The sequence below is a fragment of the Synechococcus sp. CB0101 genome, from assembly GCF_000179235.2.
GTDB lineage: Bacteria > Cyanobacteriota > Cyanobacteriia > PCC-6307 > Cyanobiaceae > Vulcanococcus.
Window position 1 is genome coordinate 1539543 of sequence record NZ_CP039373.1, and the last position, 21297, is coordinate 1560839.

At 65.5% G+C, this 21297-nt stretch carries 28 protein-coding genes and 1 tRNA gene; 15 read left to right on the top strand and 14 right to left on the bottom strand.

The features are described from left to right. The first annotated feature begins 1 nt into the window (after position 1). On the top strand, positions 2 to 523 hold the full coding sequence (locus CB0101_RS08280; protein ID WP_010312712.1) for a tetratricopeptide repeat protein: 522 nt from the start codon (positions 2 to 4) through the stop codon (positions 521 to 523). Between the two features lie 25 nt (positions 524 to 548). Here CB0101_RS08280 and CB0101_RS08285 read toward each other — a convergent pair whose 3' ends face one another. Beyond that, positions 549 to 1079 (bottom strand): hypothetical protein, encoded by a 531-nt coding sequence (locus CB0101_RS08285; RefSeq protein ID WP_010312710.1) that lies wholly within the window; start codon positions 1077 to 1079, stop codon positions 549 to 551. Between the two features lie 65 nt (positions 1080 to 1144). Between CB0101_RS08285 and CB0101_RS08290 the strand changes: the two genes are divergently transcribed. The 4 genes from CB0101_RS08290 (at position 1145) to CB0101_RS08305 (ending at position 4649) form a co-directional block, all read left to right on the top strand. Then, positions 1145 to 1978, top strand: a complete 834-nt coding sequence (locus CB0101_RS08290) for a thiazole synthase (protein WP_050778827.1) — start codon at positions 1145 to 1147, stop codon at positions 1976 to 1978. 69 nt (positions 1979 to 2047) lie between these two features. Beyond that, entirely contained in the window at positions 2048 to 2215 is a 168-nt protein-coding gene (gene psb34, locus CB0101_RS08295; RefSeq protein WP_010312706.1) for a photosystem II assembly protein Psb34, read from the top strand. Between the two features lie 68 nt (positions 2216 to 2283). Further along, complete coding sequence (locus CB0101_RS08300; RefSeq protein WP_010312704.1) at positions 2284 to 3477, top strand: NAD-dependent epimerase/dehydratase family protein; 1194 nt, start codon at positions 2284 to 2286, stop codon at positions 3475 to 3477. 20 nt (positions 3478 to 3497) lie between these two features. After that, positions 3498 to 4649 carry a glycosyltransferase family 1 protein gene (locus tag CB0101_RS08305; RefSeq protein ID WP_010312701.1) on the top strand — a complete coding sequence of 384 codons (1152 nt, stop codon included), beginning with the start codon at positions 3498 to 3500 and terminating at the stop codon, positions 4647 to 4649. On the opposite strand, the gene mrdA is transcribed toward CB0101_RS08305, so the two are convergent. From mrdA to cbiD, 5 genes are all read right to left on the bottom strand, one after another. Continuing rightward, on the bottom strand, positions 4650 to 6440 hold the full coding sequence (gene mrdA, locus CB0101_RS08310) for a penicillin-binding protein 2 (protein WP_010312699.1): 1791 nt from the start codon (positions 6438 to 6440) through the stop codon (positions 4650 to 4652). It abuts the gene before it with no gap. Positions 6441 to 6445: 5 nt separating this feature from the next. After that, on the bottom strand, positions 6446 to 6829 hold the full coding sequence (locus CB0101_RS08315) for a hypothetical protein (protein ID WP_010312697.1): 384 nt from the start codon (positions 6827 to 6829) through the stop codon (positions 6446 to 6448). Between the two features lie 45 nt (positions 6830 to 6874). Continuing rightward, complete coding sequence (locus CB0101_RS08320; RefSeq protein ID WP_010312695.1) at positions 6875 to 7486, bottom strand: hypothetical protein; 612 nt, start codon at positions 7484 to 7486, stop codon at positions 6875 to 6877. A gap of 70 nt (positions 7487 to 7556) precedes the next feature. Beyond that, a complete protein-coding gene (guaA, locus tag CB0101_RS08325; protein ID WP_010312693.1) occupies positions 7557 to 9152 on the bottom strand; it encodes a glutamine-hydrolyzing GMP synthase in 1596 nt (531 codons plus the stop codon). 34 nt (positions 9153 to 9186) lie between these two features. Next, positions 9187 to 10338, bottom strand: a complete 1152-nt coding sequence (cbiD, locus tag CB0101_RS08330; RefSeq protein ID WP_010312691.1) for a cobalt-precorrin-5B (C(1))-methyltransferase CbiD — start codon at positions 10336 to 10338, stop codon at positions 9187 to 9189. 92 nt (positions 10339 to 10430) lie between these two features. Between cbiD and CB0101_RS08335 the strand changes: the two genes are divergently transcribed. The 3 genes from CB0101_RS08335 (at position 10431) to CB0101_RS08345 (ending at position 12277) form a co-directional block, all read left to right on the top strand. Then, a complete protein-coding gene (locus CB0101_RS08335; protein ID WP_010312690.1) occupies positions 10431 to 11582 on the top strand; it encodes an alanine--glyoxylate aminotransferase family protein in 1152 nt (383 codons plus the stop codon). A 70-nt stretch (positions 11583 to 11652) separates the two neighbouring features. Beyond that, the gene (locus CB0101_RS08340) at positions 11653 to 12114 is read left to right on the top strand and encodes a hypothetical protein (RefSeq protein WP_010312688.1); all 462 of its coding nucleotides are present in this window, start codon (positions 11653 to 11655) and stop codon (positions 12112 to 12114) included. Between the two features lie 91 nt (positions 12115 to 12205). Continuing rightward, positions 12206 to 12277, top strand: a tRNA-Gly gene (locus CB0101_RS08345). Positions 12278 to 12296: 19 nt separating this feature from the next. Here the strand turns inward: CB0101_RS08345 and CB0101_RS08350 are convergent. From CB0101_RS08350 to CB0101_RS08360, 3 genes are all read right to left on the bottom strand, one after another. Next, positions 12297 to 12506, bottom strand: a complete 210-nt coding sequence (locus tag CB0101_RS08350; RefSeq protein WP_029553205.1) for a hypothetical protein — start codon at positions 12504 to 12506, stop codon at positions 12297 to 12299. Positions 12507 to 12619: 113 nt separating this feature from the next. Further along, positions 12620 to 12844 (bottom strand): hypothetical protein, encoded by a 225-nt coding sequence (locus CB0101_RS08355; RefSeq protein ID WP_010312683.1) that lies wholly within the window; start codon positions 12842 to 12844, stop codon positions 12620 to 12622. Positions 12845 to 12887: 43 nt separating this feature from the next. Further along, positions 12888 to 13130 carry a hypothetical protein gene (locus CB0101_RS08360; protein ID WP_010312681.1) on the bottom strand — a complete coding sequence of 81 codons (243 nt, stop codon included), beginning with the start codon at positions 13128 to 13130 and terminating at the stop codon, positions 12888 to 12890. Here CB0101_RS08360 and CB0101_RS08365 point away from each other — a divergent pair. The 3 genes from CB0101_RS08365 to CB0101_RS08375 all read left to right on the top strand — a co-directional run bounded on the left by CB0101_RS08365 (position 13109) and on the right by CB0101_RS08375 (position 14656). Next, complete coding sequence (locus tag CB0101_RS08365; protein WP_083798731.1) at positions 13109 to 13738, top strand: AbrB family transcriptional regulator; 630 nt, start codon at positions 13109 to 13111, stop codon at positions 13736 to 13738. The genes CB0101_RS08360 and CB0101_RS08365 overlap by 22 nt on opposite strands. A gap of 134 nt (positions 13739 to 13872) precedes the next feature. Then, on the top strand, positions 13873 to 14238 hold the full coding sequence (locus CB0101_RS08370) for a DUF6554 family protein (protein WP_246833868.1): 366 nt from the start codon (positions 13873 to 13875) through the stop codon (positions 14236 to 14238). 13 nt (positions 14239 to 14251) lie between these two features. Next, a complete protein-coding gene (locus CB0101_RS08375) occupies positions 14252 to 14656 on the top strand; it encodes a hypothetical protein (protein WP_010312675.1) in 405 nt (134 codons plus the stop codon). Here the strand turns inward: CB0101_RS08375 and CB0101_RS08380 are convergent. After that, entirely contained in the window at positions 14604 to 16157 is a 1554-nt protein-coding gene (locus tag CB0101_RS08380) for a DEAD/DEAH box helicase (protein ID WP_043718396.1), read from the bottom strand. The genes CB0101_RS08375 and CB0101_RS08380 overlap by 53 nt on opposite strands. Before the next feature lie 230 nt (positions 16158 to 16387). Between CB0101_RS08380 and CB0101_RS08385 the strand changes: the two genes are divergently transcribed. Next, positions 16388 to 16780 carry an HNH endonuclease gene (locus CB0101_RS08385; RefSeq protein ID WP_029553202.1) on the top strand — a complete coding sequence of 131 codons (393 nt, stop codon included), beginning with the start codon at positions 16388 to 16390 and terminating at the stop codon, positions 16778 to 16780. 13 nt (positions 16781 to 16793) lie between these two features. Here the strand turns inward: CB0101_RS08385 and CB0101_RS08390 are convergent, their stop codons facing one another. Then, the gene (locus CB0101_RS08390) at positions 16794 to 16991 is read right to left on the bottom strand and encodes a hypothetical protein (RefSeq protein WP_136644048.1); all 198 of its coding nucleotides are present in this window, start codon (positions 16989 to 16991) and stop codon (positions 16794 to 16796) included. Positions 16992 to 17023: 32 nt separating this feature from the next. Between CB0101_RS08390 and CB0101_RS08395 the strand changes: the two genes are divergently transcribed. After that, positions 17024 to 17938, top strand: coding sequence for an NAD-dependent epimerase/dehydratase family protein (locus CB0101_RS08395; protein WP_010312666.1), 915 nt, complete (start codon positions 17024 to 17026; stop codon positions 17936 to 17938). Between the two features lie 5 nt (positions 17939 to 17943). Here CB0101_RS08395 and CB0101_RS15395 read toward each other — a convergent pair whose 3' ends face one another. Continuing rightward, complete coding sequence (locus tag CB0101_RS15395; RefSeq protein WP_010312665.1) at positions 17944 to 18102, bottom strand: hypothetical protein; 159 nt, start codon at positions 18100 to 18102, stop codon at positions 17944 to 17946. Between CB0101_RS15395 and pdxA the strand changes: the two genes are divergently transcribed. Next, positions 18101 to 19120 carry a 4-hydroxythreonine-4-phosphate dehydrogenase PdxA gene (gene pdxA, locus CB0101_RS08400; RefSeq protein ID WP_010312663.1) on the top strand — a complete coding sequence of 340 codons (1020 nt, stop codon included), beginning with the start codon at positions 18101 to 18103 and terminating at the stop codon, positions 19118 to 19120. The genes CB0101_RS15395 and pdxA overlap by 2 nt on opposite strands. On the opposite strand, the gene accB is transcribed toward pdxA, so the two are convergent. Further along, on the bottom strand, positions 19117 to 19590 hold the full coding sequence (accB, locus tag CB0101_RS08405; RefSeq protein ID WP_010312662.1) for an acetyl-CoA carboxylase biotin carboxyl carrier protein: 474 nt from the start codon (positions 19588 to 19590) through the stop codon (positions 19117 to 19119). The two genes, pdxA and accB, sit on opposite strands and share 4 nt — an antisense overlap. A gap of 5 nt (positions 19591 to 19595) precedes the next feature. After that, on the bottom strand, positions 19596 to 20156 hold the full coding sequence (gene efp / locus CB0101_RS08410) for an elongation factor P (RefSeq protein ID WP_010312660.1): 561 nt from the start codon (positions 20154 to 20156) through the stop codon (positions 19596 to 19598). A gap of 66 nt (positions 20157 to 20222) precedes the next feature. Here efp and CB0101_RS08415 point away from each other — a divergent pair, with 66 nt between their 5' ends. Continuing rightward, complete coding sequence (locus CB0101_RS08415; protein WP_010312658.1) at positions 20223 to 21296, top strand: peptidylprolyl isomerase; 1074 nt, start codon at positions 20223 to 20225, stop codon at positions 21294 to 21296. Position 21297: the final 1 nt, after the last annotated feature.

The following is a 21297-nucleotide window of genomic DNA, read 5'->3' on the forward strand; positions in this document are numbered from 1 at the left end:
GATGGATTTTTCGCTTCCTCAGGCCTACCTGATCGGGCTGCTGGTAATTCTTGGTGGTGCTGCCGTGCTGGTGGCCCGCCAGATCCTGCGGGTCCGTAGCGACGAGGTGGCGTTGATCCGCCTGGAGCAATCCAGCAAAACCGGTGAACAATCCGCCGCCGATCTCTACGAATTGGCCTCCGTTCAGCTGCGCAAGCGGCTCTACGGCCAAGCCATCGACAATCTGAAGCTTGCCAGCAAGATCTCGGCCGCTGAACCCCCCGAAGCCCAGGCGTTGATTGAAAACGCACTGGGCTTTGCGCTGGCAGCCCAAAGCAATTACAGCGCTGCCATTAAGCATTACCGCGCAGCGCTCAGAGCGAAAGCCGACTACCCAGTTGCTCTGAACAACCTCGCCTTCGCCCTCGAGAAGCAGCAAAAGCCCGAGGAAGCCAAGGAGAACTACCTGAAAGTTCTCGAGCTCGACAGCAGCAACGGCACAGCAAAAAAGCGGCTGAAGCGCTTGGAGCGCACAGCCGCTTGATGATCAGAGCGGTCGAATCAACCCCTCACCACAGTCCGCGAATCGCCGGTGCCGCGTTCGCACCCACCGGATTCAGCACCAGCTGACCACCGGGATTGGTGAGGCGGGGTGCGGTCCATCCCGAGAGGGTGAAGCCCTGCAGGCCCAGGAAGCGGCCACCATCCTCGAGGCCGGCGGAGCTCACATCACCGAGCACCAGCAGATCGAGCTGATCAGAACTGGCATTGAGATTGCCCTGCACCGGCAGGGTTGTAGAGCCCACCGTGATCTGACCGCGCAGATCCACCATCTGCCCCATCGCCTGCACGGCCGACACATCCAGTTCCACCGTGACCGGTGCGCCACTGCTGAACGGCTGATAAGTGCCGCTCCACTTGCGGGGCATGGTGGTCGCCAGATCCACCGCGCGCGCAACGGGATCAAAGGTGCGCACAGGTGCCTGCTGGCCGAAATTCTCAGACAGCGGGGTCGACACGGCCACCGGCTCCTGGAAGGGCACTGCACTGCCTACGGGCAGGGGCACGGCAGCCAGCAGCAACGGAATCACAACGGTCACAAGAAGTTGACCAAGGGTAAGGGGGTCTGGGGCGATCGGTCAGGACCGCGCGGTACGTTCGCTGCATGGCCCCGACTGCTGCCGTGACCGCCACCACCAACCAGCTGAACGACCCCCTGGTGATCGGCGGACGCCGCTTCCGCAGCCGCCTGATGACCGGCACCGGCAAATATCCGAGCCTGCAAGCGATGCAAGCCAGCCTGGAGAGCAGCGCCTGCGAGATCGTGACGGTGGCAGTGCGCCGCGTGCAGAGCCAGGCCGCTGGCCACGAAGGGCTGATGGAAGCGATCGACTGGCAGCGCATCTGGATGTTGCCCAACACCGCCGGCTGCGCCACCGCTGAGGAGGCAATCCGCGTGGCGCGGCTCGGGCGGGAGCTGGCCAAGCTGGCCGGCCAGGAAGACAACACCTTCGTGAAACTGGAGGTGATTCCCGACACGCGGCATCTGTTGCCCGATCCGATCGGCACCCTTGAGGCCGCGGAGCAGCTGGTGAAAGAGGGCTTCACGGTGCTGCCCTACATCAATGCCGACCCCCTGCTGGCCAAGCGTCTTGAAGAGGCCGGGTGCGCCACGGTGATGCCCCTGGGCTCTCCGATCGGCTCCGGCCAGGGCATCCGCAACGCGGCGAACATCGCGCTGATCATCGAGAACGCCACGGTGCCAGTGGTGGTGGATGCCGGCCTGGGAGTACCCAGCGAAGCGGCTCAGGCGATGGAGATGGGCGCCGATGCCCTGCTGATCAACAGCGCGATTGCGCTGGCAGGCGATCCCGCCGCCATGGCGCAGGCCATGGCCATGGCCTGCGAAGCAGGTCGCACCGCCTTCCATGCCGGCCGCCTGCCCATCCGCGCCGACGCCAATCCCAGCTCCCCCACCGCTGGCCGGGTGGGCACGTGAAGCTTCCGCAAGGGTGCGAGGCAAATCTCGCCAAGCTCCCTACTGTCGCCTCAGCAACTTCCCACTGCGATGCAGGTCACCGAAGAGGACGGCGGCAGGCTCAACGCCTTTGCCAAGGAACCGCGCATGGAGGTGATGGATGTCGGCGAGACCAGCACCGCCAACAGCAAGCTGCTGCTGATCGGCGGTGCCGTGCTGGTGCTGCTGATGGTGGGTGTGGCCGCAGGGATCAGCTGAATCCCTGTAGTAGCTTGCCCTGACGGAGCGGTGGCCCGATCAGCCGCTCGCCAACCAGGAGTCCAGAGGTGAAGGTTTTCGTTCTCGGCGGTGACGGCTTCTGTGGCTGGCCCTGCGCCGTGAACCTGGCGGATCAGGGCCACGACGTGCTGATCGTCGACAACCTCAGCCGCCGCAAGATCGACATCGATCTGGCGGTCGAGTCGCTGACGCCGATCGCGACCATGCCGGATCGTCTGCGGGCCTGGGAGCAGACCGGCGGCAAGCCGATGCGCTTTGTCCACATGGACATCGCCCATGAGTACCAGCGCCTGCTCGATCTGCTGCTGGAAGAGCGTCCGGATTCGGTGGTGCACTTCGCTGAACAGCGTGCTGCGCCCTATTCGATGAAGAGCAGCGCCACCAAGCGCTACACCGTTGATAACAACGTCAACGGCACCCACAACCTGCTGGCCGCGATCGTGGAGAGCGGCCTCGACATCCACGTGGTGCACCTGGGCACCATGGGCGTGTACGGCTATGGCTCCCACCGCGGCGCCACCATCCCTGAGGGCTACCTGAAGGTGGAAGTGCCCCAGCCGGATGGCTCCCGCTTCGAGGAGGAGATCCTGCACCCGGCCAGCCCGGGCAGCGTCTATCACATGACCAAGACGCTGGATCAGCTGCTCTTCCTCTACTACAACAAGAACGACAAGGTGCGGATCACAGATCTCCACCAAGGCATCGTCTGGGGCACTAACACCGAAGCCACCGACCGCGACCCGCGCCTCACCAACCGCTTCGATTACGACGGTGACTACGGCACGGTGCTCAACCGCTTCCTGATGCAAGCCGCGATCGGATACCCCCTCACCGTGCATGGCACCGGTGGGCAGACCCGCGCCTTCATCCACATCCGCGACTCGGTGAAGTGCGTGCAGCTCGCCCTCGAGAACCCACCCACCAAAGGTGAGCGGGTGAAAATCTTCAACCAGATGACCGAAAGCCATCAGGTGGGTGAACTGGCCAAGAAGGTGGCCGCCCTCACCGGCGCGGAGATCAACCACCTGCCAAACCCCCGCAACGAAGCGGTGGAAAACGATCTGATCGTGGATAACCGCTGCTTCATCGAGCTGGGCCTCAACCCCACCACCCTCGATGACGGTCTCCTGAAGGAAGTGGTGGAAATCGCCGGTCGCTACGCCGATCGCTGCGACCGCAGCCGCATCCCCTGCATCTCGGCCTGGACAAAGACCCAGGAAGCTGCCATTCAGGCGGCCTGATCCCACACGGCCCCTCTGCCTTGAAGATCGCCCTCTTCACCGAAACCTTCCTCCCCAAGGTGGATGGGATCGTCACCCGGCTCACCAAAACCGTGCAGCACCTGGTGGCGGCCGGCGATGAGGTGCTGATCGTTTGCCCGGATGGAGCGCCCGACACCTACATGGGCGCTCAGGTGCTGGGGGTTCCGGCGATGCCGCTGCCCCTCTATCCGGAGCTGAAGCTCGCCCTGCCGCGGCCGATGGTGTCGGATGCCCTCGAGGCCTTCAACCCCGATCTGGTGCATGTGGTGAACCCAGCGGTGCTCGGCCTGGGGGGGATTTGGATCGCCAAAACCAAGGGCTACCCCCTGGTGGCCAGCTACCACACCCATCTACCCAAATACCTCGAGCACTACGGCCTGGGCATGCTCGAGCCGGTGCTGTGGGAGCTGCTCAAGGCCGCTCACAACCAGGCTGAGCTCAATCTCTGCACGTCCACCGCGATGGTGGCGGAGCTCAGCGAGAAGGGCATCCAGCACACCGCCCTCTGGCAGCGCGGTGTCGACACCGAGTTGTTCCGCCCTGAGCTGCGCAACGACGCGATGCGCCAGCGCATGCTGGGGGGCCGCAGCGACACGGGACAACTGCTCCTCTACATCGGCCGCCTCTCCGCCGAGAAACAGATCGAGCGGATCCGGCCCGTGCTCGATGCCCTGCCCGAGGCCCGCCTGGCCCTGGTGGGCGATGGCCCCTACCGCCAGCAGTTGGAAACCCTGTTCGCCGGCAGTGCCGCCACCTTTGTGGGCTATCTGGCCGGAGAAGAGCTGGCCAGCGCCTACGCCAGCGCCGATGCCTTCCTGTTCCCCAGCAGCACCGAAACCCTGGGCTTGGTCTTGTTGGAAGCGATGGCCGCTGGCTGCCCGGTGGTGGGTGCCAACCGCGGCGGCATCCCCGACATCGTGACCGACGGTGTGAACGGCTGCCTCTACGAACCCGACGGAGTGGATGGCGGTGCCGGCAGCCTGACCGCTGCAGCCCTGCGCCTCCTGGGTGATCCCAGTCAGCGGGAACAATTACGCCGCAACGCCCGCCAGGAAGCGGAGCGCTGGGGCTGGGCCGGCGCTACCGAGCAATTGCGCAGCTACTACCGGCAGGTGCTCAGCAGCAACAAGCAACCTGCCCTGGTGGGCTGATCAGCTCTTGCGCAGCTGATTCCACACCTCCAGCACTTTGCGCGCCATCGGCAGGGCATGCACCGAGCCGCCGCCTGGGGTGTTCTGGGCGAAGGCCACCACCACGATCTGGCCGTTGGGATAGGGGGCAAAGCAGGCAAACCAAGCGTGATCCGGGCCGCCGGTGCTGTCTTCGGCGGTGCCGGTCTTACCGGCCGCCGGCGGAAGATTGGGCACATTCAAGCCGGCACCAGTGCCCTCCTGCACCACCTTGCGCAAGCCGCGGGCGATGGTGGCCAAGGTGGCCGGTTTGATGTCCACCTTGGTGCGCCTCGGAGGATCGGTCCAATCCAGCCCCTGATCCACCAGATGGGGCGTGATCAGATAGCCGCCATTGGCAAACACGGCGTAGGCGCGGGCGAGCTGCAGCGGCGTGATCTGCACCACCGACTGTCCGATCGACATGCTGGCCATGTCTTCGGGAATCCAAGGCGTGGTGCCGGGCTTCGACCAGCCGCGGCCCTGGGCTGCCCAGCGCTCGTTGCCCACCAGACCTGGGCTTTCCTCGTAGCCGATCTCAATGCCGGTGGGTTTAGTGAACCCGAGGCTCAGGGCCGCGTTGTGGAGGGCAATCGAACCCACCCCCACACCGACTTGATAGAAGAAGGTATTGCTCGAGAAGCGCAGGGCGTCCTCATAGCCAATCGTGCCGAAACCGGCGCCGTTGTGATCGGGGAAGCAATGGCCGCCGTAGGTGATGCATCCCCGTGTCACCAACTTGGTGTTCGGCGGGAACTTGCCGCTCTCCATGCCGGCCATGGCCGTGACGGCCTTCCAGGTGCTGCCGGGGTCGTAGGCACTCATCGCCCGGCTGAGCAGGGGCTTCACCGGCGAATTGAACAGGGCGTCGTACTCCTTCTGGGTGGTGACGCTCTTGGAGAAGAAATTGGGATCGAAGGTGGGGCGGCTGGCCAGGGCGAGGATCGCGCCATTAGCCGGGTTGAGCGCCACGATCGCGCCACCGGGTTTGTCCTTGAGCACCTCCTCAGCGGCGCGCTGGAGGTCGAGATCGAGGGTGGTGTGCAGATCCTTACCGGCCTTGGAAGGGCGATCACCCAGGATTCGCTGGATCTCGCCCATGGCGTTCACTTCCACCATCTGGCCGCCCCAGGCCCCGCGCAGGTGCGACTCGAAGGCCGCCTCGAGGCCAATGCGGCCGATGCGATCGCGGATCTGATAGCCCTTTTTGGCCAGGCTCTTGTATTCCTGCTCGGTGATCGGCTGGGTGTAACCAAGGGCGTGGGCCCCCAAGGAACCATGGGGGTAACTGCGCAGCACATCGAGATCCACCTCAGCGCCCTTGAGGCCATTGCTCTGCTCGCGGAAGCGCAGCACCTGCTGAGGCGTGAGCTCACTAGCCAGCTCAATGCGAAAACGTTGGCTACCAGGTCCCTCGCGCCGCTTCTGGTCCAACTGGGCTTCCGGCAGGCCCATCAACTGGCTGAGCCTGGCCCGCAGGGCCGGCCAGCTCTGGTCGTTCACCAGCTTGGGCTGCAAATACAGGCTGTAGGTGAGCCGGCTCGACACCAGCACCTGGCCATTGCGATCCAGAATGCGGCCCCGCACCGGGTTGCGCGCCAACAGGCGAATGCGGTTTTCATCGGCCCGAGCACGGTTTTCCTGGCCGTGCAGCAACTGCAACCACCCCAGGCGCAACACCATCGCCGAAGCGAACAGCACCACCAGCCCCAGCAAGATGGCCGGCTGCTGCTGCATGCCCGTGTGGCGTTGCCCGCCGGAGGCCAACCCCATGCCGCTCAGGCCTCCGGCTGCAGCCGCTGCTCCAGCTGCGTCAGCCGATCGCCGATCCGAGCCAGGGCCTGCTGCAACTCCTGGCGATCGCTGGCATTAGCAGCCGGGGATGCGCCGCTGGAGGGCTCGTCCGCTTGCACATCGCGCACGTCCACCTTCATCACCGGATTGCCCAGCCCCGGTTGCAGACGATCGAGGCTCTCGCGCACCTGGCGAGCCGCCGGCTCACCCTCCTGGCGCAGCTGCTCGAGCGGATCGTCCTGAGCGCTGAAAGCTTCGATCACGTCGCGGGGCCCGCCACGGCGGGCTCGCTCCACCACCGCCAGCCCCACCGGCAACACCTCCTGCATCAGGGTGAGGCGCAAGGCATCGAGGGGATCAGAAGCCATCAGAGCCGAAGCGGTGGCGCAGGTCGAACAACCAGTCTGGCGTGCTCAGCGCGGGCCCGACTCCACGGGGGGTTGCACGATCTGCTGACGGCAGAACTGCTGCGATCCCCACCACCAACCACCGCCAACAGCCAGCACCAGCAGGGCCGAGAACGGCAGCAGCGCCTGGCGGGTGACAGGCAACAGCAACCACTCGCTCCAGTCGCGCATCAGGCGCTCACGATCGAAGCGGCGGCGCTCACTGGCTTCCTGCTGCAGGCGACGTTTCAGCGCTTTCGACACCCAACGCTCGAAGGCCCGCTTCTTGGTGACGGCCATCTTGCGCTCCACCTCGAGCAGCTGGCCGGGGTTGAGCTCCGGGTTGAAGGTGCTGATCAGCTCGAGGCTCTTGAGAAACATCTCAACGGCGCCGTCCTTGATCACCCGCTCCTCGTCGCTGAGCAGGTCCCAGTCGAGCTCGGGATAGAAGCGCAGGCGATTGGCGCTCACCTGGTCTTCCGCCAGTTGGCCGGGCTCCCGGAGCCAGCGGTCAGTATTGGCGTCAAAGCGGCGCCAATACAGAAAGGGATTGAGGTAGACGACCTTGCCGGCCAGCTGGATGCTGTCCTGCTGGAGGCGGCGCTGCAGCTGGATGTCCTGCTGGGGGGCGGCGGTCAAGGCTCCTGAGCCGGGGCCCCGAGGGTAACGGAGCCGTCCGGCTGCGGCCAGCGGCAAACGCCGCCGGCGCTCACTCCCACTCGATCGTGCCGGGGGGCTTGCTGGTGATGTCGAGCACCACGCGGTTCACGCCCTTCACCTCATTCACGATCCGGTTGGAGATGGTCTCCAGCAGGTCGTAGGGCAGGCGCGACCAGTCGGCGGTCATGCCGTCTTCACTCGAGACGCAGCGCAGCACCACCGGGAAGGCATAGGTGCGCTTATCGCCCATCACCCCCACGCTGCGAACGGGCAGGAGCACCGCAAAGGCCTGCCAGATCTCGTGATAGAGGCCGGCGGTCTTGATCTCTTCGCGCACGATCAGATCGGCATCGCGCAGGATGTCGAGCTTGTCGCTGGTGACTTCGCCAAGGATGCGAATCGCCAAGCCGGGTCCCGGGAACGGGTGACGGCCCACGATCTCCTCGGGCAGGCCGAGGGTGCGGCCCACTTTGCGCACCTCATCTTTAAAGAGCTTGCGCAGCGGCTCCACCAGCTTGAACTGGAGGTCTTTGGGGAGGCCGCCCACGTTGTGGTGGCTCTTGATCTTCACCGCCACCCGCTCACCCGTTTTGGGATCCACGTTGGTGCCGGCGCTCTCGATCACGTCCGGATAGAGGGTGCCCTGGGCGAGGTAATCAAAGGGCCCGAGGCGCTTGCTCTCCTCTTCGAACACCCGGATGAATTCCGTGCCGATCAGCTTGCGCTTTTCTTCGGGATCCGTGACCCCTTCGAGCTTGTTAATGAAGCGCTCGCGGGCATTGATGTATTCCACATTGATGTGGAAGCGCTTATCAAAGAACTCCACCAGAAACTCGGGCTCGCCTTTGCGCATGAAGCCCTGGTCGATGAACATGCAGGTGAGCTGATCGCCGATCGCCTTGTGCAGCAGGAAGGCGAGCGTGGACGAATCCACACCTCCCGAAAGCGCAAGCAGCACCCGCTTATCACCCACCTGGCGGCGCACATCGGCCACCGCCTCATCAATGAAGGCGGCAGTGGTCCAATCCGGCAGGCAACCACAAATGTGATAAACGAAGTTGCGCAGCAAAGCCATGCCGCAAGTGGAATGCACCACTTCGGGGTGGAACTGCACGCCATACAGCCGGCGGGTGTGGTCGGCCACCGCCGCCTCGGGCGTGTTGTCGGTGTGGGCCAGACGCACGAAGCCATCCGGCAGCCGCTCCACGGAATCACCGTGGCTCATCCACATCGTGGATCCTTCATCCACATTGGTGAGCAGATCGGTGGGATCGTCAACGAATAGCGGCGCCTTGCCGTATTCGGCGCGGCCAGCTGCCACCACCGAACCCCCCAGCTGCTGCACCATCAGCTGCATGCCGTAACACACACCGAGCACAGGAATCCCCAGATTCCAGATCTCGGGATCACACAAAGGTGCGTGCTCGGCATACACCGAGCTGGGGCCACCGCTGAGAATGATCCCCTTAGGATTGATCGCCTTCAGCTCCTCCGCGGTGGTGCTATATCCCATCACCAGGGAATACACCTCGGTTTCGCGCACACGCCGGGCAATCAGCTCGGAATACTGAGAACCGAAATCCAGAATCACAATCGCCGGATGACGATCGGTTTCGCCGATGGCGGTGGGGGTCACGTTCGACATAGGGCGGCCAGCTGCTGCGGCCCGGGCAATCCCTTCACCCTAGATCTCGGGCCCTGAAGGCCTGCAGCAACTCAGCTCCACCAGGCCCCTGAGCGCAGAGGCGGCGCCCGCGATCGAACAACACCGCCCCGATCCGCAAACCATGCTGGCCATGCCGCGCCACGTAAGCGGTGCTGCGCTCCTCGATGGCACCCGCCAGCTGCTGCTGCAAAGCCTGAGCCGCCGCTCCATCCTCTGCCGCCAGCTCGCGCAGCGCCTCATCCACGCTGGCGGCCCGCGCCAGGCGCTGCAGCTGCTCCAGGGGCAACCCGAGCAGCGCCGCCTGGGTGGTGAGCACCTCCAGACGGCCATCCGCCAGATGGTGGTGGGTGTGGAAGATGCCGCCGGCGAGCTTGATCAACTTGCCCTGGTAGCCGAACAACAGCAACCGCTCCACCCCCTGCTCCGCCGCCGCCACCATCAGCGGGCCGATCCAGTTGCCGGCCTTGAGCAGCAACGGGGCTGGCAAGCCAAGGCTGGGAGCCAGATCCAGCCCGTTCTCACCGATCACCAGCACCAGATCCCTGGCGAGAGCGGGATCAGCGGCACGCCGCACCAGCTCAGCGCGGGCGCGGGCCAACTGATCGGGATCGGCGCTGCGCTGCACCGCCGCCTGCGTGCCGATCAACGCCAAACCATCCACCACCCCAAAGGCCTCATTGCTGGTGCGCTGGGCCAACTGCCGTCCCCCCGGCAGGGTGATGCGCAGCGTCAGACCGCACCGATCCGGCAACAGGGGCTGCAGGTTGCAGGCGAGCAGTGCACGGGCAAACGCCGAAACACAGAGCTCAGTGCTGCCGGCCAACACCCCAACACCCTCACCCGCCTCCAACTGCAACCACGACTCCCCGGGCCGCGGTTCCCTCCAGCGGGCTTCCACCCACACCGCCAGGCCCCGAGTGAGATCCAGGCCATCACCGGGCTCGCAGCGGCTGATCCCCAGAGCCCGATCCGGCCCCAGCAACGCCGCACCTTCAACAGCCACCGCCACCAGCGGCGGCAGCTCAGGCGCAACGGCATCCGGCTGCAACTGCAGCAGCACGTTCGGAGCCACGGCGCTCAAGGGCGCCTCGCCGCAGAGACGCTGCACCGCCGCCACAGCGGCAGCGGCCACCCACACCGGCAGGGTGTAGCCGGAACTGGTCATCGCAGGAGGCCGGAAGGCTGTTTTTTAAGGTGGTGGATTGCGCCGCATCGGGCAGCGCAGCCGCCTCCAGATTCGCCCCACCCGCTGTATCCATGCAGGACAAGCTCACCCTGATGATCCCCGGCCCCACCCCGGTGCCGGAAACCGTCCTGCAGGCCATGGGTCGCCACCCCATCGGTCACCGCAGCGCCGACTTCCAGAAGATCGTGCGCCGCACCACCGAACAGCTGCAGTGGCTGCATCAGACCAAGAACGACGTCCTGGTGATCACCGGCAGCGGCACCGCCGCCATGGAGGCCGGAATCATCAACGTGCTGAGCAAGGGCGACAAGGTGCTCTGCGGCGACAACGGCAAGTTTGGTGAGCGCTGGGTGAAGGTGGCCAAGGCCTATGGCCTGGATGTGCAGGTGGTGAAGGCCGAGTGGGGCCAACCCCTCGATCCCGAAGCCTTCCGCAGTGCTCTCGAGGCCGATAGCGCCAAGGCGATCAAGGCTGTGATCCTCACCCACTCCGAAACCTCCACCGGAGTGATCAACGATCTCGAAACGATCGCCAAACACGTGAAGGCCCACGGCACCGCCCTCACCATCGCCGACTGCGTCACCAGCCTCGGCGCCTGCAGCGTGCCGATGGATGCCTGGGGGATCGACGTGATCGGCTCCGGCTCCCAGAAGGGCTACATGATGCCCCCGGGCCTGGCCTTCGTGGCCATGAGCGATCGCGCCTGGGCCGCTGCCGAGCGCTCCGATCTGCCGAAGTTCTATCTGGATCTGGCGAAATACCGCAAATCGGCCCACGCCGACAGCAACCCCTTCACGCCCGCCATCAACCTCTACTTCGCCCTGGAAGCGGCGCTGGAGATGATGCAGGCCGAGGGCCTCGAGGCGATCTTTGCCCGCCATGCCCGCCACCGCGCCGCGGCCCAGGCCGGCATGAAGGCGATCGGCCTGCCCCTCTACGCCGCTGAAGGCTGCGGCAGCCCGGCGATCACCGCCGTAGCTCCTGATGGCATTGATGCCGAGAGCCTGCGCAAGAAGGTGAAGGAACGCTTCGACATCCTGCTGGCTGGCGGCCAGGACCACCTCAAGGGCCACGTGTTCCGCATCGGCCACCTGGGCTTCGTCTGCGATCGCGACGTGCTCACCGCCGTGGCCGCCATCGAAGCGACCCTGCAGGAGCTCGGCCTGCACAAGGGCACTCCTGGTGCCGGTGTGGCCGCCTGTGCGGCCGCCCTGGCCAGCTGACACAGGGGCTCATCCATGCAGGCAAAGCATGCCGCCCTGTCTAGGGTCGGGGTGCATGCTTTGCCTCCCAATGCGCCGCTCTCTTGCCGTCGCAGCCGCCTGCCTGAGCCTGGCTCTGGTGGCTTGCTCCCCCGTGGAAAAGAAAAAGAAGAACAAGGTGGTGACTGAACAGCAGGCCACCGTGAATGTGTGTGACCAACTGGCGAAGGTGGGCAGCGCCCTGGAAGCCAGCGCCGCCCTGACCCCCGCCTCCACCGTGGGCGATGCCGAAGCCGCCGGCAAACAACTGCGCACAGCCCTCAAGGGCCTGAAGCAGGCCGAGGTGACCCTGGAGGCCGCACGCCTGGAAGCGTTCCAGACACAAGCCCAAGCCTTCAACAAAGAGCTGAAGAAGGTCTCGAAGGAGAAGCAGCTGACTCTCGAGGAAGCTGCCAAAACCCTCAAGCCCCAGGCCGACAGCGTGGTCGCTGCCCACAAGGAGCTGCAGGCTGCTGTTGAGTGCAAGGGCACAGCCCCAGCTGCAGCCAACTGATCCAACGGCTGGTTGCTATGGTTGACCAGCCAAAGTTGCGAGCGATCGCATCAGGCTGGCCAACCAATCTGAAGACGAAAACTTCAGAATTGCGGGTGTAATTCAGTGGTAGAATGTCAGCTTCCCAAGCTGAACGTCGCCGGTTCGAGCCCGGTCACCCGCTTCAGGAAAGAAAAGAACAATCAGTTGCGAGGCTTGATCAGCTGCAGCACTTGAGGGCCAACGCTGCCGGCGCGGCGCTCACAATCCAAAGACTGCAAAATCAATCGTGCAGCCGTTTCGATCTCTCCAGACGCCGCAGCGAGCTCAGCCGCTGCTGCATGGCTGCCCGCTTCTTTCAATAGATCTTCGCGGCGAGCGGCAGGAGCCGGAGCCTGACGAGTCGCTTGCATGCGTCGACATTTGCGTGGCTCGATGTTAACGGGCATGGCGCAACTGGAGGTGCCACGCCCGTGCCGATTACGGAATCAGGACAGTGATCCCGCGATGCTGAAGCGCAGGTTGCTCAGGTGCCGGGCTCCTCGCGGTTACCCCCGAGGGCATCGATCTGATCACGCAACTGAGCCACGCGTTGCTGATCACCGCGGGTGATCGCGACCGCCAGGGCAAATTCCAGCTTTTCCAGCTGGTGGCCGCCTTCGGCGTAGCCGCGGTTTTGGCAGGCGGGTGAGGCCGATGCCTTGGCAGCAGTGGCTACAGGAGCGGTGCGATGGCTATTGGAGAAGGCCATGGTTCGCTTTCTTTCCATTGTGGCACCGCTGCCAAGACGTTGCTCAGGCGGCCTGGGCGTCGTCCTCCAACAGGTTGCGGCAATCGGCCAGCAAACTGGCGACGCGATCGAGGCGCAGCAGATCGTCTGGATCGGGCTCCGGTTCCGCAGCAACCCGATCGAGCTGCAGCTCCAGCGCCGCGAGACGCTGCTCCAGCTTCACCAATCGCTGGGAGAGGGCCGCCACGGTTTGCGCCAGATCCTCGGTGGATCGTGTGATCCGAAATGACACCGATTCAGCGGCCATGCTGCGCAGTCGAGAGGCCCCGATCACAACACACAACCCCACGGGCAGCCAGCAGACTTGAACCGTTCCCACGGCTGGCTGCCATGAGCCCACCCCTGCAGCTGCTGGCGTATCTGGCGGCCGGCTTGGCGGGCGGGCTGCTGGCCTTGCGCTCTGGCATCCCCGCCGCCCCCCTGGCAGGGGCCCTGCTGGGGGCTGGCCTACTCAGTCTCAGCGGCCGACTGGAAGCCGCCAGCTGGCCGAGCGGCACGCGCACCGCCCTCGAAATAGGCATCGGCACGGTGATCGGCACCAGCCTCAGCGCCACGGCCCTGGGCGAACTGAAGCAACTGTGGAAACCGGCCGTGCTGATCACGGTCACCCTTGTGGTGGCGGGGTTACTGGTGGGCGTGTGCTGCAGCCGCCTACTCGGCCTCGACCCGCTGGTGGCCCTGCTGGGGGCCGCACCGGGAGGCATCAGTGGCATGAGCCTGGCCGGGGATGAACTGGGCGTGGGCGCTCCGGTGGCGGTGCTGCATGCCGTGCGCCTCATCACCGTGTTGTTGGTGTTGCCCGTGGTGCTGCGGCTGCTCCTGGCGAGTGGCATCACACCGCCACCACCCGGCTGAACCACTGCTGCCCCCTGGATCAGGCCGCAAGAGCCCGATACCTTGAACCCCACTGCCTGAACCGATTCATGCTGCGCTCCACGCTTGCCAGGGTTATGCCGGCTTTGGTCGTCACCACGGCCACCACCATGGCGATGGTGAGCGGCCTGCCATCGGTTCGCGCTGCAGACAATCCCTCGAGTGCTGCCGGAAAAGGCGCTCAGGTGTATTGCTTCATGCGCAATTCAGGCAACAACCACGAAGTGAGCTGGCTGGCGGCCTACGCCCTGATCAAACGCCAGAGCGCCAGCCTGTTCAAAACCTCGCCGGAGCACGCGGCGGTGATGATCACGGAGGCTGTGGTGCAAAACCCGGGCTCCTTCCCCGACTGCGGCCGATACCTCGGTGATCTGTATGCGAGCGCAGCTCAGGAGCAGCAGCAAAAACAGCAGGAGCGCGAAGCCACCAGCGGCAGCAGCAACGAGGGCGGTGCCACCCGCAGCGAGCGCTACGCCTACTAAGGCCATCGGGCTGGTGAGATCGGGTTCAGCCGCCGCCCTGACCCTGACGCTGCTCGCGGGCTGCGTCAGCAGCCCGGGCGATCCCACCACCACCCTGCCCGGCCTGGGCGACTGCCTGCGGCAGGTGGAAATCAAGCGCCTGAAGCGGGCCATCGAGCGCTGTGATGGTGTTGTGGAGGCCCATCCCCAACAGCCCCAACCCCGCAATGAACGGGCGTTGCTGCACAGCCTGGCGGGGGATAACCAGACCGCCTGCCGCGACAGCCTGGCGGCCGAACGGCTGCTCAAGCAGCTGCCCAAATCAGCGGCGCCCGATCCCCTGCTCGTGGAGGAAATTCAACTGCGGGCCCAGAGCTGCCGCACGCTCACCAACGCTCCAGCAGCTGGCGCACCATCCCGGGCAACGTCCGCCGGCTGAGCAGCTGCTCGATCCGGGCCGCCTTGCTGGCGATCAGGTCATCCACCATCTGATCGGCCACCCCCAGTTGCAGCCAATGGCAATGCAAGGTGCCCTGCATGCCGATGCGATGGCAGCGGTCCTCAGCTTGTTCCGCGTCGCCGGGCGTCCAAGGACGCTCCAACAGCACCACATGGCGGGCGCGGTGCAGGGTGAAGCCGAGGCCGCCCACGCCAAAGCTGGCGATCAACAGGCTGGCTTCACCAGCCTGGAAGCGATCCACGATGGCCTGGCGTTCGTGGGGCGGCTGCCGGCCCGTGAGCAGCACGCCCCCAAGCCGGCTGTGCAACAACTCGGCAGCCGCCACAAACGCGGTGAACACCACCACCGCCTCGCCCTGCCCCATCAGGCTCTGCACCAGGGCGCTGGCTGCCGGCAGTTTGTAGTCGGCACTGATCTGACGCAGGGCGGTGAACACCGCCAGCACCTCGGCGTCCCGGCGCACCAGGCCAGCCTCAGCGCGGCGGCGGTAGTCGTCGACTTTGAGCTGAAGGCGGTGCTGAAAGCCTCGCCCTTCGGCCTCGCTGAGCTGCACGGGCAGAAGATGCCGCTGCTTAGGCGGCAGATCCAGACAATCCTGTTTGCGGCGATGGAGCACCAACGGCCGGGTGAGCCGCTGCAGTTCCTCGAGATGGGTGGCGCCCATGGCCTGCCACTGGCGTTTGCCACCGCGCTCGAGCCAGTGCCCCTGGCAATAGCGCTCCTCAAAAGCCCGTTGGTCCGCAGCCAGGGGATGACCAATGGCGGCCAACAGCGGGAATAACTGCACGGGCCGGCCGTTCTTCATCGGCGTACCGCTGAGCAGCCACACCGCCCGCACCCGCGGATGCCGGCTCAATCGCAACAAGGCCTGCGTACGGCTGGCCTGGAGGTTTTGGGCGTAATGGGCTTCATCGGCGATCAGCACCGTTCCGGCCGGAGGCAACCCATCGGGTAAGCGAGCCCAGCTGAGCAGCTCCAACTGCAGTTGGAGCGCCGAAGCCTCCTGCTGCCAGTGGTGATGCAGGCCGGCCGGTGCCACCACCACGATGCGGCAGTCCGCCGCGCGCACCATGGCTCGGGCAGCGGCCAGAGCCGTGAGCGTTTTGCCCAGACCCATGGCATCGGCCAACACGGCGCCGCGGCGGGCCAGGAGCCAACGCGCCGCGGCACGTTGATGGGCAAACAACTCCCGTCCATCGGGCAGAGGCTGCTGCAGCTCCGCAACCTCCACCAGCGTGCGATGGGGTGGCAGGGGCGGCAGGGGCTGCTCCAGCCACACAAACCACTGTTGCAAGGCTGGATCGACCGCAAAACGGCCACCAAAGCGTTGGCGCAAAACGCCCGCGGCCTCGAGGGGGAACTGCCAGCAACCTCGGCGTGCCAACCACTGCCCCCGGGGCCTCACGGCCCGCAGCTGCGCCTGGGTGACCGCATCAAACGGCAGCTGCACCTCAATGCAACCGGAGGCTCCCAAACGGATCAGACAACGGGGCGGCGCTTGAGGAGAAGCAGGCAAGGGACACAACGAAGACAAGCACCGTTGAGCACCAACGGCAGGGCTACGGCTTAGGCCCAGTATTGCGCGCCGAATTGGATTCTAGAGACACACGCGAGAAGCGCAAGCAACAGCATCAAAGGCCAAAACTGCATCGCTCGACACATTGACATCCCAGCCACCGCAGGCAAACTCTGCGCAACCGAGCCAAGCGGATGCACGCCAGGGATGCGGTTTTCCTTGAAGATCTGTGCCCCAAACTTCGCGTTCGACGCTGGAGACAAAATCTCCACTCCTTTACACACAAGACCTGCATTTACTGCGGGAAGCCATCTGAATCAATTGACCATGTGCTGCCCCAGAGTCGCGGCGGCCTGAGCACCACAGAAAACTGCGTGCCGGCTTGCCTCGCCTGCAATGGCCGCAAAAGCGATGCCGACGCCTTTGAGTGGTACCGCCGCCAGCGCTTCTACGACCCACGCCGCGCCATGGCGATTCGCGCCTGGACCGACGGCGACCTGCGGCTGGCCATGCGGCTGTTGCAGTGGGCAAGCCCGCGCCAGAGCCCCCCTGAACCCTCAAGCGGCTTGAGACTGCAAGCAGCCTGAGCCAGGCCGGGCCTCACCAGATCCGGCAAGCAGCGGCGCCGTTATGGCGCTCGCAGATTTCGGCCTGGGCGCGGGGCTGCTCCGGCGCCAGCAGTGCGGCGCCCAGCACCATGGCGATCACGGCGGGCAACACCAGCCCCCGGGCGCGCAGACGAGGCCTGCGCAGGCCATGGGCCACGGGCAGGGGAGTAGAGAAACAGGAAGCGGTCATCGCCGAACTGAAGCAGTGATACAGGTGTACTCATGACCGCCCGCGCTGTCAACCCGGGGGCCAGGGTGCTGGTGGTGGGCGGTGGCTACAGCGGCGAACGCTTCGCCCGTGCTGCCGCCGCGCGCGGCGCCCAGGTGTGGCTGACCCGCCGCCAAGACAACCCCGATGCCGCAGCCGATCGAACCGACCAGGCCCTGCACTGGCTGCGCTTCGACAGCGCCGCGGAGGCGATTCCGGCCCTACCGGAGCAGCTCAGCCATGTGCTGATCACCCTGCCGCCGGATACCAACGGTACGGACGCCGCCCTCGAGCACCTGCTGGAACCACTGCGCCATCAACCGCTGCGCTGGCTGGGCTACCTCTCCACCACAGGGGTCTACGGCGACAGCCAGGGCGCCTGGGTGGATGAACACAGCCCCACCCAACCCACACTGCCCCGCAGCCAGGCAAGGCTGCAGTGCGAACAGCGCTGGCTCGGCAGTGGCCTACCGGTGCAGAGTTTCCGCCTGCCGGCGATCTACGGGCCCGGGCGTTGTCCGTTCGAGCAACTGCGCAGCGGTCAAGCGCGGCTGGTGCACAAACCGGGCCAGGTGTTCTGCCGCATCCACGTCGACGACATCGTGGGCGCCTTGCTGCACGCCACCGATCAACCCGAGGGGCGCCAGCCCTCGCTGATCAATGTGTGCGACGACGCACCCTGCCCCTCCAGCGAAACCCTGGGTTACGCCGCACACCTACTGGGCTGCAAGCTGCCGGAGGTGCGGAAGTTCGAGGCCATCGCCCCGCAGATGAGCCCCATGGCCATGAGCTTCTGGGCCGATAACCGGCGCGTCAGCAACCGCCTGCTCTGCAGGGAGCTCGGTTATCGCCTGCGCTACCCGAGCTACAGAGAAGGCTTTGCAGCCAGCCTGAGGGAGGAGCAGGAACGCAGCGCCCAGCAGCCGTGATGAAATCAGGTTTGCTGGTTGGGTTCAGCCGGCGCATCGGGATCCGGCACAAACGGCACGCCCACATCGTGCAGCAGCCGGTTCCAGTGCAGCTCCACCCAACCGCTCTCCACCCCTTTCACCAGGCCGAAGGCGATCAGCAGCAACATCAACCAGCGCAGCATGCTCCACTCAGCCAGCCCCACGCACGCTAGGCGGGCTCGCCTGGCGGTTTCCCTGGGTGATCCCGCCGGTATCGGCGCGGAGGTCACGCTCAAAGCGTTGGCGCACTGGCCCGCCGATCAGCCCACACCGCTGCTGGTGGGCTGCCGCCGCTGGCTCGAGGGGGTCTATCAGCAGCTTCAGGGCTGCAGCAGCGCAGCCCTCGCCGACCCGGCTGCGTTTGAGGTGCTCGATCTGCCCCTGCAGCAACCGCTGGCCCCAGGTGAAGCTGGATCGGCCAGCGGTGCCGCGAGCTTTGAATGGCTCACCGCCGCTGTGCAGCAAGTGCAGAGCGGCGCCTGCACCGCCTTGGTGACAGCCCCGATCGCCAAACATGCCTGGCACGCCGCGGGGCACCACTATCCAGGCCAAACCGAACGGCTAGCCGAGCTCTGCGGCGGAGCATCGGCCTCAATGTTGTTCACGGCCCGCTCACCCCAGAGCGGCTGGCGGCTCAACACCCTGCTGGCCACCACCCACATACCCCTGGCGGCGGTGCCGCAGCAGCTCACCGCCGCACGCATCCACCACAAGCTGGATGTGTTGCTTGCGTTCTGTCAGCGTTTCGCACCACAGCCCCGGCTGGTGGTGGCTGGCCTCAATCCCCATGCCGGGGAAGCCGGCCAGCTGGGCCGGGAGGAATGCGACTGGCTGATCCCCGCCCTCGAACAATGGCGGCAGCGACACCCTGAGGCTGAGCTGATCGGCCCGCTCCCACCAGACACCTGCTGGCTCGACGCGGGTTTGGCCTGGCGCGGCGAACAGGCCTCAGCAGCGGATGGCTACCTGGCGCTGTATCACGACCAAGGGCTGATCCCGGTGAAGCTGCTGGCCTTCGATCAAGCGGTGAACACCAGCCTGGGGCTGCCCTTTCTGCGCACCTCCCCCGATCACGGCACGGGATTCGACATCGCAGGCCGGGGCATGGCCAGGGCCGCCAGCATGCGGGCCGCCCTGGATACAGCGCTCGAGCTTGGTTAGCCCGGCTTCACGCGCATCAGCACCTGACCGAACTCCACGGGGGTGCCGTTTTCCACGAGGATTTCCACCACCTCGCCGCTCACTTCCGACTCCAGCTCGTTCATCAGCTTCATCGCCTCCAGGATGCAGACGGTCTGGCCGACGTTGATGCGGGCGCCGAGCTCAACAAACGCCGGATCGCCGGGGGAAGGAGCGCGATAGAAGGTGGCCACCATCGGCGCGGTGATTTCCACCAGGTCGCCGCGAACAGCGGGTGCAGCCGGCGGTGCGGCCGAGGGCGTGGCGGGTGCAGCCGCCACCGGAGCTGGCAAGGCAGCCGGAGCGGCCTGCATCACCACCTGGGGCTGGCTGGTGGGCAGGTTGCGGCGCAGTTCCAGACGGAAGTCGTCGCCTTCAAGCTTGAGCTCCTGGATATCGCTCTCGCCGAGCAGAGCGATCAGATCCCGCAGTTGGTTGTGATCGAGTTGCATGGCGATCAGTTCTCGCGGCCGAGGTAGCTGTCGGTGCGGGTATCGATCTTGATCTTTTCGCCCACCGACAGGAAGAGGGGCACCATCACCTGGGCGCCGGTCTCGACGATCGCGGGCTTGGTGCCACCGGTGGCTGTATCACCCTTCACACCGGGGTCGGTTTCAGTGATTTCCAGCACCACGGAGTTGGGCAGCTCCACCTCGAGAGGCTTGCCGTTCCAGTACACAACGTTCACCTCCATGCCTTCTTTGAGGTACTTGCGCTGATCCCCGATCTGCTTGGCCGTCAGGCGGGTTTCCTCGTAGGTGGCCATATCCATGAAGACGTAGTCCTCACCTTCCATATAGGTGTGCTGGAGCACAGCCTTCTCGAGCTGCGCCTGGGGCACGGTTTCGCCGGCGCGGAAGGTTTTCTCCACCACGTTGCCGCTTTGCACCGCCTTGAGCTTGGTGCGCACGAACGCGGAGCCCTTGCCGGGCTTCACGTGCAGGAATTCAACGACGCGCCAGACCTGGCCATCGAGCTCGATCGTTGTGCCGGTGCGAAAGTCGTTGCTCGAGATCATTCCGGCAGAACGGTTTAGGCGGATTGTACGGCTGTGCCAGAGTCCGGGCAGAAACAAGGCTGCAGCATGGATCTCAAGCGCTGGCTCCTGGCCTTCGTGGTGGCGCTGGGCCTCTGGGGCCCCATCGGCGCTGCCCCGGCCCACGCCGCTCTGCCCCCCGGCAACGCCGTGAAGGACCCCACGGCGATCCTGCGCAACGCCCTGCCGATCGATCAAGCCGACCTGCAGGAGCTGCAGCACCGCTTGGAGAGCACCAGCGACGATCTCCGGGCCAAACGCTGGAGCGCCCTCACCAGCAACGTGCGCCGCAGCCAGACCCAGCTGAGCAGCAACCGCCAGGCCATCCTCAACAGCCTGAGCAGCAGCGATCAAGCCCAGGGCAGCGCCCTGCTCGATCAGCTTGATGAGCAGCTGCAGGCCGTGGCCACAGCCGCCGAGGCCACCGATCGCGACAGCTTCCTGGCCGCTCGCCGCTCGGCCCTGAGCACGATCGGCCAGCTCGAAGCCCTGCTCGTGGGCGACTTCCCCTTCGAGATCCCGGCTGAATTCGCCGACCTGCCCCGCCTGCTGGGCCGCGCCACGGTGGAGATCGAAACCACCCAGGGCACCCTCATCGCCATCGTGGACGGCTACAACGCACCACTCACCGCCGGCGCCTTCGTGGACCTGGTGCAGAAGGGCTTCTATGACGGTCTGCCCTTCACCCGCGCCGAAGACTTCTACGTGCTGCAGACGGGCGATCCCAAGGGTCCTGAAACGGGCTACATCGACCCGAAGACCAAGACCGAGCGCACGGTGCCGCTGGAGATCAAGGTGCCCGGCGAAGCCGAGCCCTTCTACAACGCCACCTTTGAAGATCTGGGCCAGTTCACCGCCCAACCGGTGCTGCCCTTCGCCACCCTCGGCACCCTGGGCTGGGCCCATTCCGACCACGCCCTCGACGACGGATCGTCGCAGTTCTTCTTCTTCCTCTACGAAGCCGAACTCACCCCGGCCGGCCTCAACCTGGTGGATGGCCGCTACAGCGCCTTTGGCTATGTGGTGGATGGGTTCGAGGTGCTCGAAGAGCTCGGCATTGAAGACGGCATCGTGAAGGCCAAGGTGATTGAAGGGGCCGCCAACCTCAAGCCCCACGCCTGAT

Bases quoted from the DNA above. Each gene is read 5' to 3' on its own strand.
- CB0101_RS08280 (WP_010312712.1), top strand. From the start codon at position 2: ATGGATTTTTCGCTTCCTCAGGCCTACCTGATCGGGCTGCTGGTAATT.
- CB0101_RS08290 (WP_050778827.1), top strand. From the start codon at position 1,145: ATGGCCCCGACTGCTGCCGTGACCGCCACCACCAACCAGCTGAACGAC.
- psb34 (WP_010312706.1), top strand. From the start codon at position 2,048: ATGCAGGTCACCGAAGAGGACGGCGGCAGGCTCAACGCCTTTGCCAAG.
- mrdA (WP_010312699.1), bottom strand. From the start codon at position 6,440: ATGGGGTTGGCCTCCGGCGGGCAACGCCACACGGGCATGCAGCAGCAG.
- CB0101_RS08315 (WP_010312697.1), bottom strand. From the start codon at position 6,829: ATGGCTTCTGATCCCCTCGATGCCTTGCGCCTCACCCTGATGCAGGAG.
- guaA (WP_010312693.1), bottom strand. From the start codon at position 9,152: ATGTCGAACGTGACCCCCACCGCCATCGGCGAAACCGATCGTCATCCG.
- cbiD (WP_010312691.1), bottom strand. From the start codon at position 10,338: ATGACCAGTTCCGGCTACACCCTGCCGGTGTGGGTGGCCGCTGCCGCT.
- CB0101_RS08335 (WP_010312690.1), top strand. From the start codon at position 10,431: ATGCAGGACAAGCTCACCCTGATGATCCCCGGCCCCACCCCGGTGCCG.
- CB0101_RS08340 (WP_010312688.1), top strand. From the start codon at position 11,653: ATGCGCCGCTCTCTTGCCGTCGCAGCCGCCTGCCTGAGCCTGGCTCTG.
- CB0101_RS08350 (WP_029553205.1), bottom strand. From the start codon at position 12,506: ATGCAAGCGACTCGTCAGGCTCCGGCTCCTGCCGCTCGCCGCGAAGAT.
- CB0101_RS08355 (WP_010312683.1), bottom strand. From the start codon at position 12,844: ATGGCCTTCTCCAATAGCCATCGCACCGCTCCTGTAGCCACTGCTGCC.
- CB0101_RS08365 (WP_083798731.1), top strand. From the start codon at position 13,109: ATGACACCGATTCAGCGGCCATGCTGCGCAGTCGAGAGGCCCCGATCA.
- CB0101_RS08360 (WP_010312681.1), bottom strand. From the start codon at position 13,130: ATGGCCGCTGAATCGGTGTCATTTCGGATCACACGATCCACCGAGGAT.
- CB0101_RS08370 (WP_246833868.1), top strand. From the start codon at position 13,873: ATGGTGAGCGGCCTGCCATCGGTTCGCGCTGCAGACAATCCCTCGAGT.
- CB0101_RS08385 (WP_029553202.1), top strand. From the start codon at position 16,388: ATGCACGCCAGGGATGCGGTTTTCCTTGAAGATCTGTGCCCCAAACTT.
- CB0101_RS08390 (WP_136644048.1), bottom strand. From the start codon at position 16,991: ATGACCGCTTCCTGTTTCTCTACTCCCCTGCCCGTGGCCCATGGCCTG.
- CB0101_RS08395 (WP_010312666.1), top strand. From the start codon at position 17,024: ATGACCGCCCGCGCTGTCAACCCGGGGGCCAGGGTGCTGGTGGTGGGC.
- pdxA (WP_010312663.1), top strand. From the start codon at position 18,101: ATGCTCCACTCAGCCAGCCCCACGCACGCTAGGCGGGCTCGCCTGGCG.
- CB0101_RS15395 (WP_010312665.1), bottom strand. From the start codon at position 18,102: ATGCTGCGCTGGTTGATGTTGCTGCTGATCGCCTTCGGCCTGGTGAAA.
- accB (WP_010312662.1), bottom strand. From the start codon at position 19,590: ATGCAACTCGATCACAACCAACTGCGGGATCTGATCGCTCTGCTCGGC.
- efp (WP_010312660.1), bottom strand. From the start codon at position 20,156: ATGATCTCGAGCAACGACTTTCGCACCGGCACAACGATCGAGCTCGAT.
- CB0101_RS08415 (WP_010312658.1), top strand. From the start codon at position 20,223: ATGGATCTCAAGCGCTGGCTCCTGGCCTTCGTGGTGGCGCTGGGCCTC.